General features: G+C 70.0%; 13 protein-coding genes and 1 pseudogene. 7 read left to right on the top strand and 7 right to left on the bottom strand.

Annotated elements, in window-relative coordinates:
* Nucleotides 1-163 precede the first annotated feature (163 nt).
* From ACFZDL_RS05050 to ACFZDL_RS05065, 4 genes are all read right to left on the bottom strand, one after another.
* Entirely contained in the window at nt 164-1,072 is a 909-nt protein-coding gene (locus tag ACFZDL_RS05050) for a class I SAM-dependent methyltransferase (protein ID WP_353591986.1), read from the bottom strand.
* Between the two features lie 82 nt (nt 1,073-1,154).
* On the bottom strand, nt 1,155-2,258 hold the full coding sequence (locus ACFZDL_RS05055) for an NAD(P)-dependent alcohol dehydrogenase (protein ID WP_353591987.1): 1,104 nt from the start codon (nt 2,256-2,258) through the stop codon (nt 1,155-1,157).
* A 2-nt stretch (nt 2,259-2,260) separates the two neighbouring features.
* Nucleotides 2,261-3,664 (bottom strand): aldehyde dehydrogenase family protein, encoded by a 1,404-nt coding sequence (locus ACFZDL_RS05060; RefSeq protein WP_353591988.1) that lies wholly within the window; start codon nt 3,662-3,664, stop codon nt 2,261-2,263.
* 8 nt (nt 3,665-3,672) lie between these two features.
* Complete coding sequence (locus tag ACFZDL_RS05065) at nt 3,673-4,449, bottom strand: (5-formylfuran-3-yl)methyl phosphate synthase (RefSeq protein WP_353591989.1); 777 nt, start codon at nt 4,447-4,449, stop codon at nt 3,673-3,675.
* A gap of 409 nt (nt 4,450-4,858) precedes the next feature.
* On the opposite strand from ACFZDL_RS05065, the gene ACFZDL_RS05070 reads away from it, so the two are divergent.
* From ACFZDL_RS05070 to ACFZDL_RS05085, 4 genes and pseudogenes are all read left to right on the top strand, one after another.
* Nucleotides 4,859-6,259 (top strand): MFS transporter, encoded by a 1,401-nt coding sequence (locus ACFZDL_RS05070; RefSeq protein WP_353591990.1) that lies wholly within the window; start codon nt 4,859-4,861, stop codon nt 6,257-6,259.
* Nucleotides 6,256-7,482, top strand: a complete 1,227-nt coding sequence (locus tag ACFZDL_RS05075; protein WP_353591991.1) for an FAD-dependent monooxygenase — start codon at nt 6,256-6,258, stop codon at nt 7,480-7,482. Before ACFZDL_RS05070 ends, ACFZDL_RS05075 begins: the two co-directional genes overlap by 4 nt.
* Nucleotides 7,483-7,793: 311 nt before the next feature.
* Nucleotides 7,794-9,827, top strand: a complete 2,034-nt coding sequence (gene gyrB, locus ACFZDL_RS05080; RefSeq protein WP_353591992.1) for a DNA topoisomerase (ATP-hydrolyzing) subunit B — start codon at nt 7,794-7,796, stop codon at nt 9,825-9,827.
* An 83-nt stretch (nt 9,828-9,910) separates the two neighbouring features.
* Nucleotides 9,911-10,837 (top strand): annotated as a pseudogene (locus tag ACFZDL_RS05085) (ATP-binding protein); the annotation flags it as partial.
* Between the two features lie 78 nt (nt 10,838-10,915).
* Here ACFZDL_RS05085 and ACFZDL_RS05090 read toward each other — a convergent pair.
* Genes ACFZDL_RS05090 through ACFZDL_RS05100 form a run of 3 tightly spaced genes read right to left on the bottom strand, consistent with a single transcriptional unit; the run spans nt 10,916 to nt 15,211 of the window.
* Nucleotides 10,916-11,608 carry a response regulator transcription factor gene (locus tag ACFZDL_RS05090; RefSeq protein WP_353591993.1) on the bottom strand — a complete coding sequence of 231 codons (693 nt, stop codon included), beginning with the start codon at nt 11,606-11,608 and terminating at the stop codon, nt 10,916-10,918.
* Nucleotides 11,605-12,936 carry a sensor histidine kinase gene (locus tag ACFZDL_RS05095; RefSeq protein WP_353591994.1) on the bottom strand — a complete coding sequence of 444 codons (1,332 nt, stop codon included), beginning with the start codon at nt 12,934-12,936 and terminating at the stop codon, nt 11,605-11,607. The genes ACFZDL_RS05090 and ACFZDL_RS05095 overlap by 4 nt, the downstream gene beginning before the upstream one ends.
* A 7-nt stretch (nt 12,937-12,943) precedes the next feature.
* Nucleotides 12,944-15,211 (bottom strand): MMPL family transporter, encoded by a 2,268-nt coding sequence (locus ACFZDL_RS05100; RefSeq protein WP_353591995.1) that lies wholly within the window; start codon nt 15,209-15,211, stop codon nt 12,944-12,946.
* 836 nt (nt 15,212-16,047) lie between these two features.
* Here ACFZDL_RS05100 and ACFZDL_RS05105 point away from each other — a divergent pair.
* The 3 genes from ACFZDL_RS05105 to ACFZDL_RS05115 all read left to right on the top strand — a co-directional run bounded on the left by ACFZDL_RS05105 (nt 16,048) and on the right by ACFZDL_RS05115 (nt 18,200).
* Nucleotides 16,048-16,506 (top strand): SRPBCC family protein, encoded by a 459-nt coding sequence (locus ACFZDL_RS05105; RefSeq protein ID WP_353591996.1) that lies wholly within the window; start codon nt 16,048-16,050, stop codon nt 16,504-16,506.
* A gap of 212 nt (nt 16,507-16,718) precedes the next feature.
* On the top strand, nt 16,719-17,708 hold the full coding sequence (locus tag ACFZDL_RS05110; RefSeq protein WP_353591997.1) for a helix-turn-helix domain-containing protein: 990 nt from the start codon (nt 16,719-16,721) through the stop codon (nt 17,706-17,708).
* 114 nt (nt 17,709-17,822) lie between these two features.
* Nucleotides 17,823-18,200 carry a hypothetical protein gene (locus ACFZDL_RS05115; RefSeq protein ID WP_353591998.1) on the top strand — a complete coding sequence of 126 codons (378 nt, stop codon included), beginning with the start codon at nt 17,823-17,825 and terminating at the stop codon, nt 18,198-18,200.
* Nucleotides 18,201-18,705: the final 505 nt, after the last annotated feature.

The following is an 18,705-nucleotide window of genomic DNA, read 5'->3' on the forward strand; positions in this document are numbered from 1 at the left end:
GCGCGTCAACGGGTGTGACGTCAGCCGTTCACCGGTTTTCGCGGGGTGCCGTCCGTGCGGCCGGCGTGTTCCGGGCAGGTCTCGTCCTTCCTCTCCGTCCCGACACCGCGTGCACGGTCGGCCGCCGCGCCACGGGCGGCGGCCGGGCGGCTTGACGGCGGCGTTACGGCCGGGGCTTGTTCGCGAACACCCACCGGTTGCCCGCCAGCGCGTCTCTCTGCTCGGGCAGCGGGCCGCGTCCGTGCCGGCGGGTGAAGTCGAAGGGTGTGTGGACCGATGTGGACCAGCCCTTGCCCGCCAGATGACCTGCGGAGTCGGGCCGTGGCTCGCCATCGAACAGGTTGAGCAGGTCGATACCGATCTGGTGTTTCGTCGAGGTGTAGAGCGGACTGTCGCTGAATTCCAGCAAGTCCTTCTCGAGCTTGACCTCGAACGCCAGGGCGCTTCCCCCCGTGCTCAACCGGTCCACCGTGTCGATGAGGTACGTCTCGGCGGCGCCTGGCAGGTAGAACAGCAACCCCTCGGCCAGCCAGACGCTCGGTTCGGCCGCGTCGAAGCCGGCGTCGGTCAGCGCTCCGACCCAGTCGGCGCGCAGATCGATCGGGATCGGTACGCGCGCTGCCTTCGGAGTGGCCGACAGTTCGCCGAGCACCTTGTGCTTGAACGCCAGCACGCCCTCCCTGTCGACCTCGAAGACCACGCAGCCACAAGGCCAGTCGAGACGGAACGCCCGCGCATCCAACCCCGCTCCGAGCAGCACCACTTGGCGGGCGCCCCCCGCGTGCACCGACCGGAGGAGAAAGTCGTCGAGGACCCTCGTCCGCAGACCGAAGTAGCGCGCGAATCGCCCCCACAGCGGGTTCGCGTCCCCGTCCGGAACCTGTTGCATGCGGACCGGCCAGTCCGCGGACGCCGGTGCGGCGAGCACGAAGTGCTCTGCGTAGACGTCCCGTGCCAGGCTGTCGTGGCGGTGGGTCTCGATCGCCCGTGCCGCGGCGACCATGAGAGCGGTCAGACCAACGCCCCCTTCCACACCTTCCACACCGGTGTTCCGAGGTGCTGTGCCGACCATGTCTTCTCCCTTGGCGCGAGTCGATACCACGAACAGTGAGGAACGCGAATGATGGATCGGCGGTGGTGTTGAAACGCCTCGCTCATCGCCCCCTCCCCTCCGGAACCAGGACGGGTTTGACCACGCGGCCCGCGTCGCAGTCGCGTTCGGCCTCGTTGATGTCGGCGAGCGGGTACGTACGGATCAGCTGGTCGAACGGAAACCACCCGGCCTGCCACAGTCCGATCAGCCGCGGAATCAGCAGCCCCGGCACCGCGTCCCCCTCGCAGATGTGGGAGATCCTGCGGCCACGGTCCAGTGCCCCCGGTTCGAGCGGCAGCGCGGCGTGGAGCCGGGCCACCAGGCCGAGGTGGCCGGTCGGGCGCAGGGCCCGGAGCGCGTCGTTGATCAGCTGGGCGGAGCCCGTGGTGTCCAGCGCGTACTGCGCGCCGCCGTCGGTCAGTCGCCGAATGCGGTCGGGCAGGTCGGCCGACGCGGCGTGCAGCGGGATCGCGCGGAGCCGCTCGGCGAGGGCCAGCCGTTCGGGGTGCCGGTCGACGGCCACGGTCACTGCCCCGGCGGCGGTGGCCGCCATCACCGCGGCCAGGCCCACCGCCCCCGCGCCGAAGACCGCGACGGTGTCGCCGGGGCCGACGCCGAAGGAGTTGAAGACCGCTCCGGCGCCGGTGAGGAATCCGCAGCCGAGCGGTCCGAGCAGTTCGACGGGGAGCGAGGGGTCGACCCGGACGGCGTTGCGGGCCGGGACCATCGCGTACTCGGCGAACGAGGACTGGCCGAACCACCGGGGAGCCAGTTCGCCCCCGGCCGCGTCGGTGAACCGCGCCGCGTTCTCCTTGCGCCCTCCGAAGAGGTTGAGCGAGGCGAAGGAGTCACAGTAGGCGGGGGCCGCGCCCATGCAGTTCCGGCAGCGGCCGCAGGAGTCGAAGCTCAGCACGATGTGGTCGCCGACGCTCAGGCCGGTGTCCGGGCCGCCCGTCTCCACCACGACCCCGGCCCCCTCGTGGCCGAGCACCGCCGGCAGCGGTGAGCGGCCCGCCGAACGCCGGACCGCGAGATCGGTCCGGCACATCCCACAGCCCGCGATCTTGACCAGGACCTCGCCGTCGGCCGGGCCCGCGTTCAGGATCACCTCCTCGACGGCGAATCGGCTCTGGTACGAACGCAGTACCGCCGCACCGAACCTCATCGTCAGGCCTCCTCGGGACGGTGTACGACGAACGGCCTGAGGTTCCCGTAGAGCCCCCACGGCCCGCCCGCGACGCCGACACCGCTCTCCTTGATGCCCGCGAAGGGCTGGGCGAGGGACAGTTCGGCGTGGTGGTTGATCCACGCCGTCCCGCACTCCAGCCGGTCGGCCACCGCCTCGGCCCTGTCGAGGTCGGTCCCCCATACCGAGCCGCCCAGCCCGAAGCCGGTGTCGTTGGCCGCCTCGACGGCTTCGTCGAGGCTCCCGTACGGCAGCACCGGCAGGACCGGGCCGAACTGCTCCTCGGTCACCACCCGGCTGTCGGAGGGGACATCGGCCAGGATCGTCGGGGCGAAGAAGTAGCCCGGCCGGTCCAGCCGGTGGCCACCGGCCACGGCTCGGGCACCGTCTGCCAGGGCCTGGGCCGTGCAGCGCTCGACCCGGGCCAGTTGGGGGGCGTTGTTGACCGGCCCCAGCTGCGATCCCGGGTCGAGCCCGGCTCCGACGACGACGGTCTTCGCGCGCTGTGCGAGGGCCTCGACCACCTGGGGGTAGAGCCGGGCCGGGGCGTAGACGCGCTTGACCGCCATGCAGACCTGACCGCAGTTGCGGAACGCGGCCCAGAACAGCCGGTCCGCGATCCGCTCCACATCCACGTCCTCCAGCAGGATGGCGGCGTCGTTGCCGCCCAGCTCCAGGGTGACCCGGGCGAGCGAGGCCGCCGCGCCCTCCGCGACGGCCCGTCCGGTGGGAATCGAACCGGTGAAGGTCACATGGCGGATGCCCGGATGGGACGCGAGGCGGGCGCCGAGGGGTTCGCGACCGGTGACGATCGTCAGTACGTCCTCGGGAAGCGCGGTGGAGATGACGGACCCCAGCAGCCGGGTGGCGAGGGGGGTGAACGGGGAGGGCTTGAGCACCACCGTGTTGCCTGCGGCGAGCGCGGGCGCGAACTTCGCCGACGCGAGCTGGAGGGGGAAATTCCACGGGACGATCGCGGCGATGGGCCCGAGCGGTCGCCAGCGGATCTCGCTGCGCACCGGCCGGCCGTCCATGATCGGCTGGGGCCCGGGGTCCAGCTCGGCGAAGTAGCGCAGGCGGGCTGCCGTACGGGCGATCTCCGCGTACGACTCGGCCAGCGGTTTGCCCTGTTCACGGGTGAGCAGCGGAGCGAGGTCGGCCCCGGCCGCCTCCACCGCGTCGGCTGCCGCGAGCAACGCGGTGGTGCGGGCGACGGGGTCGGCCCGCCAGCTGCGCCAGGCATCGTGGGCCCGGTCGACGGCGGCGTCCAGCTCGTCCGGGTGCTGGTCGGGAGCCTCGTCGAAGGCCTCGCCCACTGCCGGATCGAGAACGGCGAAGCGCTCGCCGCAGGCCCCGGACGCGCGACGTGGCTGACCTATCGGCATGCCGACGGTCAGCTCGCGGCGGCGACGGCTGCTGCGTGTTCCCGGGCGTGCCGGTCCATCTCCGCCCGGAAGGCGGCCACCAGCTGCGGCTGAATCCTTCCGGCGTTGCGGTCTCCCCCCTCGCAGACCGCCCCGCGCACCCCCACGATGTCCGTGCCGATGCGGGTCAGCGCGCCGAGGTCTCCCACCTTGACGCTGCCTGCGAGGGCGGCGACCAGATCGGCCTCGTGGGCAAGCCGGACGAACTCCGCGCAGACATCGGGCGGAACGTGGTCGAACAGCCGTGTCCCGTCCTTGATCGCGGTGTCGAGCATGGCCCCGTCGGAGCCTGAGCGGAGGGCGATGTCCGGCAGCGCGAGCGGGTTGACGCAGCCGATCCGGTGGGCGTCGGCGTAGCCCGAGGCGACGACGAACGCGTCCGGCCGGTAGTCCTTCACCGCCCGGACGACCCCTCGCATGACATCGACGGCCTGCTCGGGCGTGGTGCATCCGTAGAGGCCGACCTTGATGTATGTGGCACCGGAGACAGCCGCGCCGAGCGCCGCCTGGGCCACCGTGCCGGGCTTGTACGGCACGTCTCCCACGGTGGCGGACACCGGCTTGTCCGCCGGGACCGCATCGCGGATCTCCCTGATGACCCACGGGAAGTTCGCGCCCAGCGAGCCCTCGTCAGGCTTCTTGACATCGACGATGTCGAGGTGCTCGGCCGCCTTCGCGCAGTCGAGGGCCTCCTCGACGCCGTCAGGGGAGATGAGAAGCAACAACGTGGATTCCTTCCACCGCATGTCCACCTGCCGAAGGGCAGGTGTGCGGAGTCGACTGGATCACGTGCGATCTGCTCATCATTGCTGCGACCCGTGGTCATCGGCAGGGCGCGCGGAGTCCGAACGGGTCGTTGCATAACGTGTCCGCGCCCCCCCAACGCGCCGTTCACGCCGGTGAGAACCAGCCGCGTGCTCCGCTTCCCTCCCCGCACGGTCGCCACAGGCCTGCGTCCGCCCCGGCGCGAGTGGGCCTGTGGTGCGTGCGCACCAGGCAATGTGGCCGGCTGGTCCGGGTGCACCAGGGCAAGACGGCGGCGGGGGACGATGCCCGGCGGGGCGCCGGAGGGGAGTGTGGGGGGCGTGCGAATTCCGCGCTTTCCCCTTCCCCAGCGGTTTCTGGAGTGATCAACAGGTGGAGAAAAGGACGTCCATGTCCGAGGCTGTGGCTTCCCCGGTCCGCATCGGGAGGCTGGCGATCGGTGCCCTCGGCATCTTGGCACTCGCCCTCGGCACCCTGCAGACGGTGGTGGATCCCGCGCTCCCGCTGCTCCAACGTGAGCTGGGAGTCAGCTCTGGCGAAGGGGCACTGGTCTCCAACGCAGTGCTCATCACCGGCGCCGCCCTCGCACCCGTCGCAGGCAAACTCGGCGACCGCTACGGCGGAAAGCGGGTGCTGGTCCGGCTGATGGCCGTGGTCTCGGCCGGTGGTCTGTTGGCCGGCCTGGCGCCGAACCTGCCGGTGTTGTTGCTCGGTCAGGTATTGCAGGGCGCCATGGTGGGTGCGCTGCCCCTTTCCTTCATCCTGGTGCGCAAACACCTCCCGGCAGGTGAGTCACAGCTGGGGATGGGGCTGGTCATGGCGCTGTTCACGGGCGGCGGCATGGTGGGAACGCTGATTGCCGGGCCGATCGCGGAAGGACTTTCCTGGCATTGGATGTTCGCACTGCCGACGATCGCGATCATCGCGATGACGTTGGTGGTTTCTCGGTTGATGCCGCATGATCCGCCGATCGAATCGGAGTACAGGTTCGACTGGCCAGGCGTGGTTCTGCTGAGCGGCACGTTGCTCGCGTTCATGCTCGGGCTCGTGAGGGTGACAGGCGACGACGGCCTGCCGCCACTCGCGGTCGGGGCCCTCGCGGTGGTCGTGTCCGCCCTTGCGACCGGATGGGTCGCCGTCGAGCGCCGGGCCGCCTCGCCGATGGTCGATCTACGCCTGCTGGCGAAGCCTGCGATGTGGCATGCGTGCATGCTCACCATCGTCATCACCACCAGTTCCGGGATGGTGAGCTTTCTGCTCCCCCAGCTGTTCGGGGTACCGGGCGACGGGTACGGCTTCGGAGCCGGTACCACCGACATCGGACTGTTCCTGCTCCCCGGCGCCATCGCCGGGGCGGTGAGCGATTCGGTCGGCGGGATCACGGCGCGGCGGTTCGGACTGCGTGCCGTGGTCGTCATGGGCGCCGTCGTCACGGCGGCCACGATGATCGCCCTGGTGTCGCTGCACACTGCGGAATGGCAACTCGTCCTCGCCAAGGCGCTGGTCGCGATGGCCGCGGGCGTCGGTACCACGGCGTTGCTCACCGGCGCTGCCACCGCCGTCGAGACCAAGGACACCGGTATCGCCACCAGCGTTCTCGTGGTGACACGCGTGATCGGCATCGCCCTGGGCGTCCAGATCGCCGCCGCGATCCTCGACACCGGGGCCGACCCGACGACGGGCCTGCCTGCCGAATCGGCCTTCGTCACGGGTTTCGCCGTAGCCGGCCTCGTTGCCGCACTGTCACTGCTCGTCGTCCGTATCACGAAGCAAAAGGGAGCCCAGGCATGACACCCACCGGTCCGTCGATGGACATGAGCACTACCGCGAAGCGCACAGTCCTGATCTCCGGGGCCAGCATCTCCGGACCCGCGCTGGCCTACTGGCTGCACCGGTCGGGATTCGCGGTCACCGTGGTGGAGAAGGCAGGCGCGCTGCGCGGCGGTGGTTACCCGATCGACGTCCGCGGTACCGCGACAGAGGTGGTCCGGCGGATGGGGATACTGCCGCAACTGCGGGACGCGCACATCGACTCGCGTCGCTGCACTTTCCTCAACGCCGATGGCAGTGAAGTGGCCTCGGTCGACGCGCACGCCGTCGCCGGCAGTGTCGAGGGACAGGACCTCGAGGTGCGTCGTGGGGATCTGGCCACGGCCCTGTACGCGATAGTCCGCGACGACGTGGAATTCCTGTTCGACGACTCCATCGACACCCTCGACCAGTCCGGACAAGGCGTCGACGTCACTTTCCACAGCGGGCGACGGCGCACGTTCGACCTGGTGGTCGGCGCCGACGGGATGCACTCACACACCCGGGAGTCCCTGTTCGGCCCCGAAGAACAGTTCCACCGCTACCTCGGCTACTGCTTCGCCATATTCACCATGCCGAACACCTTCGGGCTCTCCCGCGAGCTCGTGTTGTGGAACACCCCGGGGAAAGCCGCGGCCCTCTACGCCGTCGGGGACAACGACGAGCTGCACGCCTTCCTGACCTTTCACCAACCGCGACCGCCGCTCGACGCCCTCCGGAACCCCGACGCCCAGCGGGACCTGGTCGCCACGGTCTTCGCAGGCGCGGGGTGGGAGGTCCCCGGCATGGTCAACGCCATGCGCGACGCGGATGACCTGTTCTTCGACACGGCCGGTCAGATCCGCATGCCCCAGTGGTCCAGCGGCCGCGTCGCGCTCGTCGGCGACGCCGCGTACGCACCCTCGTTCCTGACCGGACAAGGCTCAAGCCTTGCGCTGGTCGGGGCCTACATGCTCGCCAACGCCCTGGCCACGAACCGGGACCACACCGCGGCCTTCGCCGCTTACGAACGCGACGTCCGCGAGTTCGTCGCCATGAATCAGGCACTGGTCGACAACGGTGCGGCCACGCTCTTCCCCACCACGGCGCGGGCCCTGGAGCAACGCAACGCCATGCTGCGTGACCTCGTCGCCATGCCCTCCGCGACGGCACGACCGGCCCACTCAGCCCTGACGCTGCCCGGGCGTGGTCCGGCACGGAAATAGTGCCTGGAGCGCTACGCGACAAGGCGCCAGGAAAGCCCCTGGATGACCCTCTGTCGCATTTTCGGGGAGTCAAGGCAGGGGGGATCGACTCAGGTCGAGTAATGGCCGCACAGCGGCGCATGGCGGTGCTCTCGCCCCATCGACAAGAGGCATCTTCGGTATTCTGAACAGCATCCCGGCAGCCAGGGGTCCCGAGGTCTGTGAGCCCCGGGGCCCTGTTCGGGCTGCCGTGCCGTGTCTCCGTCAGCTTTCCGGCCGCTCCCGCACCGTGGTGCGGGAGCGCGGTCTGCCATGCCCGAAAGAGAGCATCCGTGACCACTTACGACACTCGCACCGCCATCGACACCCCCGGCTCCCAGCAGCCCGGCCACGTGGGGGCGGAGTCGTATGACGCCAACGCGATCACTGTTCTGGACGGCCTGGACGCCGTGCGCAAACGGCCAGGGATGTACATCGGCTCCACGGGAGAGCGGGGGCTGCACCACCTGGTGCAGGAGTTGGTGGACAACTCCGTGGACGAGGCACTCGCGGGGGTGGCCGACCGGATCGACGTGACGATCCTGGCCGACGGCGGGGTGCGAGTGGTCGACAACGGCCGCGGCATCCCCGTGGGGACGCACCCGGTGGAGAAGCGGCCGGCCGTCGAGGTGGTGCTGACCGTGCTGCACGCGGGCGGGAAGTTCGGGGGCGGCGGGTACGCGGTCTCCGGCGGTCTGCACGGTGTGGGCCTGTCGGTGGTCAACGCGCTGTCGACCCGGCTGTCGGCGGAGATCTGGACCGACGGCTACCGGTGGACGCAGGACTACAGGAACGGCGCCCCCACGGCCCCGCCGGCCCGCCACGAGGTCACCTCCCGGACGGGCACCTCGCTGACGTTCTGGGCAGACGGCGACATCTTCGAGACCACCAAGTACTCCTTCGAGACGCTGGCCAGGCGTTTCCAGGAGATGGCCTTCCTCAACCGCGGGCTCACCCTGACCCTGACCGACGAACGGCCCGCCGCGCGCGCGACGGCCGCGGCCGACGAAGCCGACTCGGACCCGGCAGCGAAGACGGTCTCCTACCGCTACGACGGCGGCATCGCCGACTTCGTCGCCCACCTCAACGCCCGCAAGGGCGAGCCGGTCCATCCCTCGGTCATCACCATCGCCGCCGAGGACACGGAACGGCTGCTGTCGGCCGAGGTCGCGCTGCAGTGGAACGGCCAGTACACCGACAGCGTGTACTCCTACGCCAACGCCATCCACACCCATGAGGGCGGCACCCACGAGGAGGGCTTCCGCACGGCCCTGACCACCGTGGTCAACCGCTACGCGCGGGAGAGGAAGCTGCTGCGGGAAAAGGACGCGAACCTCTCCGGCGAGGACATCCGCGAGGGCCTGACCGCGATCATCTCGGTCAAGCTCGGCGAGCCGCAGTTCGAGGGCCAGACCAAGACCAAGCTCGGCAACACCGAGGCGCGCACCTTCGTGCAGAAGGTCGTCCACGAGCACCTGACCGACTGGTTCGACCGCAATCCGAACGAGGTCGCGGACATCGTGCGCAAGGCCATCCAGGCGGCCACGGCCCGGGTCGCGGCCCGCAGGGCGCGCGACCTGACCCGCCGTAAGGGCCTGCTGGAAACGGCGGCGCTGCCGGGCAAGCTGTCCGACTGCCAGTCGAACGACCCCGCGATGTCGGAGATCTTCATCGTCGAAGGAGACTCCGCCGGCGGTTCGGCCAAATCCGGCCGCAACCCGCAGTACCAGGCGATCCTCCCGATCCGCGGCAAGATCCTCAACGTGGAGAAGGCCCGGATCGACAAAATCCTGCACAACCAGGAAATCCAGGCGATCATCTCCGCGTTCGGCACGGGCGTCCACGAGGACTTCGACATCGCCAGGCTCCGCTACCACAAGATCATCCTGATGGCGGACGCCGACGTCGACGGCCAGCACATCAACACCCTGCTGCTGACCTTCCTGTTCCGCTTCATGCGCCCACTGATCGAAGGTGGCCACGTCTACCTCTCCCGCCCCCCGCTGTACAAGATCAAGTGGAGCAGGGACCACATCGAATACGCCTACTCCGACCGCGAACGCACCGTGCTCCTGGAACAGGGCCGGCAGGACGGCCGCCGGATCAAGGACGACTCCATCCAGCGCTTCAAGGGCCTGGGCGAGATGAACGCCGAGGAACTGCGCGTCACCACCATGGACCCCGACCACCGGGTCCTGGGCCAGGTGACCCTCGATGACGCGGCCGTCGCCGACGACCTCTTCTCCGTCCTGATGGGCGAGGACGTCGAAGCCCGCCGCCACTTCATCCAGCGCAACGCCAAGGACGTCCGCTTCCTCGACATCTGACCCTGGGCACCGGTCCCCCGCCCCTCGGGACGCCAGCCCCGAAGTGTCCCCCCGCCAACCTCTGTTGCCCAGGAGAGCACTGCGTGAGCACACTCCCCACCCCCGCCGCCGGCAGCCGCCCTCAGGACGCCTCCGACTACACCGCACGGCACCTGATGGTGCTCGAAGGACTCGAAGCCGTACGCAAACGCCCCGGCATGTACATCGGATCCAGCGACAGCCGCGGCCTGACGCACTGCCTGTGGGAGATCATCGACAACGCCGTCGACGAAGCCCTGGCCGGCGCCTGCGACCACATCGAGGTGATCCTCCACGACGACGGCCGCGGCATCCCCGTGGACACCGAACCCCGCACCGGCCTGTCCGGCGTCGAGATCGCCTACACCAAACTCCACGCCGGCGGAAAATTCGGCGGCGGCTCCTACGCCGCCTCCGGCGGTCTGCACGGCGTCGGCGCCTCCGTCGTCAACGCGCTGTCCGCCCGGCTGGACATCGAGGTCGACCGCCACGGCCGCACCCACGCCATCAGCTTCCGCCGCGGCACACCCGGCACCTACACCGGCCCCGGACCCGACGCCCCCTTCACCCCCGCCCAGGGCCTGCGCCGGACCACCAGAATCCCCAAGGTCCGCACCGGCACGCGCGTGCGCTACTGGGCCGACCGGCAGATCTTCCTGAAGGACGCCAAGCTCTCCCTGGAGAACCTGCGCCAGCGGGCTCGGCAGACGGCCTTCCTGGTGCCCGGACTGACCCTCGTCGTCCGTGACGAGTTCGGGCTCGGCGAGGGCGGCAGCAAGGGCGAGGAGTCCTTCCGCTTCGCCGGTGGCATCAGCGAGTTCTGTGAGTACCTCGCGAGCGACAGGCCCCTCTGCGACGTGCTCCGCCTCAGCGGACAGGGCACCTTCAAGGAGACGGTCCCGGTCCTGGACGACCATGGCCGGATGACGCCCACCGAGGTCACCCGCGACCTGGGGGTCGACGTCGCGCTGCGCCGGGGCACCGGCTACGAGATCGATGCCTGATAGTCGCACGCCCCGTCCAGGCGGCTCCCACACAGCCGCCCTGCGCGAAGGGCCCCCGGTACCGGGCTACGACGGGCGGTCGGCGCCGCCGTCGGGGGCGGCGTGGGCCAGGCCCGTCCGGTAGGCGATGACGACGAGTTGCGCCCGGTCGCGGGCCTCCAGCTTCGTCATGGCGCGCTGCACGTGGGCGCGGACGGTGAAGGGGCTGAGGAACATCCGCTCGGCGATCTCCTGGTTGGACAGGCCGGTCGCGACCAGGGCCACCATCTCGCGTTCGCGCGGGGTGAGCACGGCGAGCTGTTCGGGGTGGTGCGTGGGGGCGTCGTCCGGCGTGGCCAGGAAACGGGCGACCAAGGAGCGGGTCGCGGCGGGGGACAGAAGAGTGTCGCCGTCGGCGATCGTACGCACGGCGTTCAGCAGGTCCTGGGCCCCGATGCCCTTGCCGATGAAGCCGCCGGCTCCCGCGCGCAGCGCCTGAGCGACGTATTCGTCGGTCTCGTACGTGGTGAGGATCAGGATGCGGCTGGCACGCAGTTCCGGGTCCGCGCAGATCTCCGACGTGGCGGCGAGACCGTCCACCTCGGGCATACGGATGTCCATGATCACCACGTCCGGGCGCAGCTCCCGGGTGAGTCTCACCGCCTCCCTGCCGTCGGCGGCCTCGCCGACCACGGTGATGTCCTCGGCACTGTCGAGAAGCACCCGGAAGGCACCGCGCAGCAGGGCCTGATCGTCGGCGAGCAGCACCCGGACCGTCACGGCGCACCCCCGTCCGCTCCGTCGCCCGTCGGTCCGTCGTCTGTCGCTCCGTCGGCCATCCGTCCCTCGAGGGTTGTCGCTCCGTCAGTCCTCCGCGCCGTGTCCCTGGCGGGCGGGAGGGGCAGCTGGGTGGAGACGAGGAAGCCGCCCTCCGGGCGCCTGCCGGCGGAGAGGTGCCCCCCGACCGCGGTGGCACGTTCACGCATCCCGATCAGACCGTAACCGGGCGCACGGTCCTGCACCGTGGACGCGGTCGGTCCCGTGGACGCGGTCGGCGCCGTACGGGCGCCCCCTCCGTCGTCGGCGACGGTGATGGTCACGCGATCGCGGTTCCAGGCGAGGCGCACCCGGGCGCTACCGGTACCGGCGTGCTTGGTCACGTTGGTCAGGGCCTCCTGGACGATGCGGTAGGCGGTGAGGTCCACTCCCGGCGGCAGCGGCCTGGCCGTGCCCTCCTGGTGCACCGACACCTCCAGGCCCGCGCGGCGGAAGGACTCGAGGAGCGTGGGGAGCCGGGACAGACCGGGCGCCGGTTCGGCGGGCACGGTCGCCTCCCCGGACTGACGCAGCAGACCGACCGTGGCCCGCAGTTCGTCGAGCGCGTGGCCGGTGGTCTCGACGAGCTCGTTCAGGCTCTTGCGGGTCTGCTCCGGGCGGGTGTCGAAGAGGTGGGCGGCGACCGTGGCCTGCGCGTTGGCCAGGGTGATCTGATGGGCCACGAGGTCGTGCAACTCCCGGGCGATGCGCACCCGTTCCTCGGACACTCTCCGGCGCGCCTCGCTGTCCCGGCTCTCCTCGGCCCGCCGGGCCCGCTCCTCCACGGCCGCCAGGTAGGCCCGTCGGTTCTGCGCCGAGTGTCCGAGTACACCGGCCACCAGCGGGAACGCCGCCACCGCTCCCACCCTGCTCGCGTCCTGCCACGACAGGGCCCCGAACAAGGGGGCGGAGGCGACCAGCAGCGCCGCGGAGGTGAGCAACACCGCGCTCGCCGCGCGCCGTTCGGTGCGCGCGGTGAGCGAGTACGAGTAGGCGGTGATCACGGCGGGGGCCACGATGAGCGGGCTCAGCAGGAGGCCCAAGGGCGGCCCCAGCACCGCGCCCGCGGTCGTGGCCGCCATGGCGGCCAGGGGCGCCCGGTGCCGCAACGGCAGCACGGCACAGGTCACCACGGCGATGAAGTAGGCGGCGGCAGTCGGCGGTGACAGCCTGCTGCCGTCGTCCTGCACCACGCCGCCGAGCAGACAGAGCGCGAACGCCGTCGCCGTGATCGCCGCCTCCCGCCACCACGTGCCGCGTGGTCGCGGGCCACCGCCACCCGTGTTCGTCATGGCCGGCTCAGTGCCGGTGCCGGCCGACGGGGAGCCGCGGCGCCGCTGCGCCCACCTCGGCCGCGGGGGCCGGGACATGCCTGCTCAGTGCCTCACCCTCGATATCCACATTCGGCAGCACACGGTTCAGGATACGGGGCAGCCACCAGGCCCGGTGGCCGAGCAGTGCCAGGGCCGCGGGGGCGATCGCCATCCGGACCACGAAGGCGTCGAAGGCGACGGCGGAGGCCAGGCCGACGCCCATCGTCTGGATGGTCGGGCTGCTCATCCCGATGAATCCGGCGAACACACTGGTCATGATGATCGCCGCCGCGGCCACCACACGTCCGCTGTGCCGGAAGCCGCCCACGATCGCCTCACCGGGGGACGCGCCATGGACGTAGGCCTCCCGCATCCGGCTGAGGAGGAAGACCTCGTAATCCATGGCGAGGCCGAACACTATTCCGATGATGAGAATCGGCATCAGCGACATGACCGGTCCGGTCTGCTCGATGCCGACCAGGTCTGCCGCCCAGCCCCACTGGAAGACGGCGACGAGGACGCCGAAGGCGGCACCCACCGACAGCAGGAAGCCGAGCGCGGCCTTGACCGGGACCAGGACCGAGCGGAAGACCACCGTCAGCAGGAGCACCGCCAGGCCGATGACCACGGTCAGATAGGGGATGAGGGCGTCGGACATGGCTTCGGAGATGTCGATGTTCAGCGCGGTGGTGCCGGTCACCAGGATGCCGGAGCCCGTGTCGGCCTCGACGCCCGAGACCGCGCCCCGGATCGCGTGCACCAGGTCCTTGGTCTCGCCGCTGTTCGGCGCGGTCTGGGGGATGGCGGTGAGGACGGCCGTGTCCTTGGTCCGGCTGAGAACCGGATCACCGACCGACGCGACCCCGTCCACTCCCCGTACGGTCCTGACGACCAGGTCCGTGGTGGCCCGGGTGTCCCCGGACCCCGAAGAGGCCGACATGTCCACGACCACGGTCAACGGGCCGTTGAAGCCGGGGCCGAAGCCTTCCGACAGCAGGTCGTAGGCCCGGCGCTGGGTGGTCTGAACCGGCTTGGACTCGTCTCCGGGCAGCCCGAGTTCGAGGCTCAGCGCCGGCAGGGCGACGGCGCCGAGACCGAGTACGGCGGTCATCAGCACGGCCACCGGCCTGCGCAGCACGAACCGCGCCCAGCGGGTGCCGAGCCCAGGCCGGCCGGCCGCGGCGGGCACCGGGTGCGGGCGCTCGCTTCCCGATGGGCGATACGAGGGCGCCGTGCGGACGGCGCGGGACAGCACCCGACGGCCGAAGAAGCCGAACAGCGCGGGGACCAGGGTCAGTGCGACGAGTACGGCAAGGGCCACGGCGCCCGCGCCGCCCATGCCCATCTTGGTGAGTTCGGGGATTCCGACGACCCCCAGCCCGACCAGGGCGATGAAGACGGTCGCACCGGCGAAGACGACCGCGGACCCTGCCGTGCCCACCGCCCGGCCGGCGGCCTCCTCCGGCTCACTGCCCCGGGCGCGCTCGTCGCGGAAGCGGGAGGTGATGAAGAGTGCGTAGTCGATGCCGACCGCCAGCCCGAGCATCAGCGACAGGATGGCGACGGTGGACGTCAGGCCCAGCGGCACGGCCAGCGCGGAGACCAGGCCGAAGGCGATGGCCACGCCCAAGAAGGCGGTCAGCAGCGACAATCCGGCCGCGGCCAGCGACCCGAGGGTGAGGACCAGCACCACCGCCGCCACCACCACGCCGATGATCTCCGTCGTACCGCCCGGTGACACTTCCGAGTCCAGGGCCGAGCCGCCGATCTCCACGGTCAGCCCCGCGTCCCGGGCCTGGTTCGCGGCGTCCTCGAGGGCGCTCTTCGTCGACTCGTTCAGGTCGACGGCGTCCGCGGTGTAGGTGATCGTGGAGTAGGCGATGGTGCCGTCCTCGCTGACAGCGCCGGTCTCATAGGGGTCGGTGGTCGACGCGACCTGATCGCCCCCGTCCAGCGAGCCGAGCGTGTCCTCGACGGCCGCCTTGTTCTCCCTGGCCGTCACCCGCTGCCCGTCCGGGGCCTGGAACACCAAGCGGGCCTCGGCACCCTGGGAGTTGCTCTGGGGGAAGCGCTCGTCCAGCAGGTCGAACGCCTTCTGCGACTCGGTGCCCGGCATGGAGAGGTCCTCTTCCTGCCCGGCCGGCGCCAGGGCGGCGGCGACCCCGGCCAGCACCAGGGCACCCAGCCACAGACCACTCACGAGCCGGCGCCGCCGGAAGGCCCACCGCCCGATCCGGTAAAGAAAAGTCGCCACCTGTTGATCACTCCAGACACCGCTAGGCAAGGGGAACGCGCGGAATTCGCACGCCTCCAACACTCCCCTCCGGCGCCCCGCCCGGCATCGTCCCCCGTCGCCGTCTTGCCCTGGTGCACCCGGACCAGCCGCTCACGTCGCCTGGTGCGTACGCACCACAGACCCACTCGCGCCGGGGCGTCGGCCTCGGCCCGCGAAAGCCGAAGCCTTCGGCAATCAGTCGCACCGGCCGCGCAGGTGTCCACGCCGCAACGCGGACTGAGAGTCGGCCAACCCCGGCACAGGCGCCCACCGGCCGCGGTGTGCCCGGTACGGTGGCGGACCGTACGGCGACTGCCAGGCCGGCCGCTCGGTTCGGCCCGAACGGCCCAGGTCGCGGCGGAGCACGACCGGGCTCCCGGAGGCACACCTGTGGCAACGGCGGAGAACGATCAGCAGGGAGGTGGGCACGACCGCCCAGTTTTTGGACACAGAGATACACCCGTTCCAGTGAGAAGACCGCAGCGAAAAGGAGCGCGGCGCACAGGTGCGACGCGCGACGGATCAGCGCTTGGGGTGTCTCACGTGGTGTACAACGGCACGTCCTTGACCGGATGACGGTGGGCGACAGCACGGTAGCGGCACACGGGAGTGCGGCTCCACTGATTTCCGGGCGGGTGGCCATGCCGGCGGCGGGCGCCCGCGCCATCCTCGGCTTGGAACTGGTTGCAGCCCACAGTGAGCGGCGCTGAGCCGACCTGGGGTGTTTCGACGCCGTGAAGCGCGGGGACCCGAGCTGCGCCGGTCAGGTCCGTCCGGAGCCCGCCGGCGCGACAGCACGTCGAGAGGAGTTACTGATGAGCACCGTCCAGGAGTCCGTCGAGGTAGAGGTACCGGTGCGAACCGCCTACGACCAGTGGACGCTGTTCGAGGAGTTTCCGCAGTTCATGGAGGGCGTGGAGCGGGTCGAACAGGTGGACGACCGCCGCAACCACTGGATCACCAGCATCGCCGGTGCCCGCAGGGAGTTCGATACCGAAATCGTTGACCAGCTCCCGGACCAGCGGGTCGCGTGGCGGACGACCTCGGGTGACATCGAACAGAAGGGCCTGGTGACCTTCCAGCCCCTGGACGAGTCCCATACGCGCGTCGACGTGACGATGGACTTCCGGCCGACGGGCCCGGCGGAGAAGGCCGCCGACATGCTGGGGGTTCTCGACAGGCGGGTCAAGGGCGACCTGCGCAGGTTCAAGGAGTTCATCGAACACCGCGGCCAGCAGGAGGGTGGCTGGCGAGGCCGGATCACCCCCGGCTGACCGAGCGACAGGCAGAGCTTGCTTGCGGGGTACAAGGTCGTGCCGGCCGAGGCGGGCTTGCCCCAGCCGCCACGTCGGGGTCTCGCCAGGCCCGCGGCGTGGCGGTGGCCATTCGCCGACAAGCACGGTTTGCGCCCTTTCGCCAAGATACGGTAGGGGCTCACGTTGGTGCCGCGATGGGTCGGTCGGTCGGGATGGCGATGGAGTAGCGGATGATCGAGACGGTGTTCCGGACCGAGGACGTGCCCGTCGCGGACCGCTTCGACCGCTGGCGTGAACACATGGCGAAAACTCATGTGCCGATGGAATTGGTCACCCACGACCCGGACGAATTCCAGGCGGAGCAGCGGCATTTAGGCCTTGGAGCGGTCTCCGTCATACCCGCGTCGTTCGTTCAGCCACTGGTCTTCCGGCGCACCCCGGAGTTGGTGAGGCGGTCCGACCCGCAGACGTACCGCCTCATGCTGCTTTTGAGCGGAACAGGCATCGTCGCAGCGAACCGCCGAACTGTCCCGTACCGTCCCTACGATGTGCTCGTCCTGGATTCCTCCCGCCCGTTCGAGCTCTCGACCGGCCCTCACTCCATCAACTCTGTCGGGATCGAGTTGCCGAAGGCGCTGCTGTCGCTGCCTTCGGGAAAGGCCGAGCGGGTTGTCGGACGGACCCTGTCAGGGCGCGAGGGAACCGGACTGCTGCTGAGGAACACCGTCACGCACCTCATCTCGAACGCCGACCAGCACGCGCCTTCGGAGGGTCCGAGACTGGGGACGGTAGTGGCCGATCTGGCCTCCGCGCTGTTCGCGCATGTGCTTGACGCCGATGACCTGCTACCCCCCGAGACCCATCAGCAGACTCTGGCCTTGCGTGTTCGGGCGTTCATCCAGCAGCACTTGCACGACCCGGAGTTGACACCGCGCGCCATAGCCGCCGTGCACCACATCTCCCTCAGCCATCTCCACCGGCTCTTCCGGGATCAGGGCCTGACCGTCTCCACCTGGATCCGCGCGGAGCGCCTGGAGCGCTGCCGCCGGGACCTCGCCGACCCGGCGCTTCTCGGCGTCCCCATCCGCGTCATAGCCCTGCGCTGGGGGTTTGTGCACGTCGAACACTTCACGCGGGCGTTCCGCAGGGCATACGGCATGACGCCGGGAGAGTGCCGTGGCGACCTGAAGGGGCAACGGGCAGCCAGGGGCCTGCGATGAGCACTCATCGTCAACTCAACCGCGCACTGATGGTCATGGACCGGCTCCGATAGGGCTGGCATTCTCCTTTCAGGAACCCCAGGAAACGCAGAATCGACCTGCTGGGAGAATCACATGAGCATGCGCATCAAAGCCGGCCTGTTATCCGCGGCCTCTTTTGCGGTCAGCCTCATCGCTTTCCAGACAACCGCGCAAGCGGCGTCCTATTCCGCCACCCTGTACAGGGGCAACCCGATGAACGCCTATGCGAAAGCGACCTTCAACACCACCGGAGACAAACTCACGGTCGAAGACCTGGAGTGCGATGGGCTCTCGGCGGTGGGAGAGATCCAGGGGGGAGGGAAGCACTGGAACGTCGAGGGCTGCAACTGGGGGAAGATTTTCACCGTAGATCTACCGGAGACCGGGAGCACGATGATGAGGGCCTGCATAGGTGAATACAGCACCAAAGAGATCATCGACTGCTCCGGATGGGTGAGCGTCCATCTCTGATTGACTGTTCCTCGGCCACCGTCCCGACCCATGCGGCCGAGGGACGAGCCGTCCACGACGCCGCCCAGCGCGGCTGAGAGCCGCCGCTCCGGCCGACCGGAGCGGCGGGCCCGGGGCCCGGAGCTGTCATGGCGACTGCTCCGGGCCCCTTGGCACACTATTTTTTGCGGCCCTTGAGAGGCGGTCGCCGATCGGTGGATCCGGTCCCAAAGCTTGCTCACAATTTACACACATCCCCTCTACACACCGGCCCCGATGGTCTAGATTGACCGTGCTTCAGCTGTTCATCACGAGGCGACCAATAATGATCTATAGGTCCGGCGCTACGGAACGCCAGCAGTGGCGTCCCCGGCGCCAGACGTGGGGGTGATCAATTCTTGGAGCCCGAGCGCGGGAGGCGGGGGCCTCCCGCGGGGAGGAACAGCGCGGCGCGGGAGGCGGGGGCCTCCCGGAGCGAGGGACAGCACGGGGGGCGGGGGCCTCCCGAGGGGAGGGACAGTACGGG

Source organism: Streptomyces sp. NPDC007917, assembly GCF_042959105.1.
Classification (GTDB): Bacteria; Actinomycetota; Actinomycetes; order Streptomycetales; family Streptomycetaceae; genus Streptomyces.

What these genes read in the sequence shown, in the direction of transcription:
- ACFZDL_RS05050 (WP_353591986.1), bottom strand. Translation starts at nt 1,072, where the DNA reads ATGGTCGGCACAGCACCTCGGAACACCGGTGTGGAAGGTGTGGAAGGG.
- ACFZDL_RS05055 (WP_353591987.1), bottom strand. Translation starts at nt 2,258, where the DNA reads ATGAGGTTCGGTGCGGCGGTACTGCGTTCGTACCAGAGCCGATTCGCC.
- ACFZDL_RS05060 (WP_353591988.1), bottom strand. Translation starts at nt 3,664, where the DNA reads ATGCCGATAGGTCAGCCACGTCGCGCGTCCGGGGCCTGCGGCGAGCGC.
- ACFZDL_RS05065 (WP_353591989.1), bottom strand. Translation starts at nt 4,449, where the DNA reads ATGCGGTGGAAGGAATCCACGTTGTTGCTTCTCATCTCCCCTGACGGC.
- ACFZDL_RS05070 (WP_353591990.1), top strand. Translation starts at nt 4,859, where the DNA reads ATGTCCGAGGCTGTGGCTTCCCCGGTCCGCATCGGGAGGCTGGCGATC.
- ACFZDL_RS05075 (WP_353591991.1), top strand. Translation starts at nt 6,256, where the DNA reads ATGACACCCACCGGTCCGTCGATGGACATGAGCACTACCGCGAAGCGC.
- ACFZDL_RS05095 (WP_353591994.1), bottom strand. Translation starts at nt 12,936, where the DNA reads ATGACGAACACGGGTGGCGGTGGCCCGCGACCACGCGGCACGTGGTGG.
- ACFZDL_RS05105 (WP_353591996.1), top strand. Translation starts at nt 16,048, where the DNA reads ATGAGCACCGTCCAGGAGTCCGTCGAGGTAGAGGTACCGGTGCGAACC.
- ACFZDL_RS05110 (WP_353591997.1), top strand. Translation starts at nt 16,719, where the DNA reads ATGATCGAGACGGTGTTCCGGACCGAGGACGTGCCCGTCGCGGACCGC.
- ACFZDL_RS05115 (WP_353591998.1), top strand. Translation starts at nt 17,823, where the DNA reads ATGAGCATGCGCATCAAAGCCGGCCTGTTATCCGCGGCCTCTTTTGCG.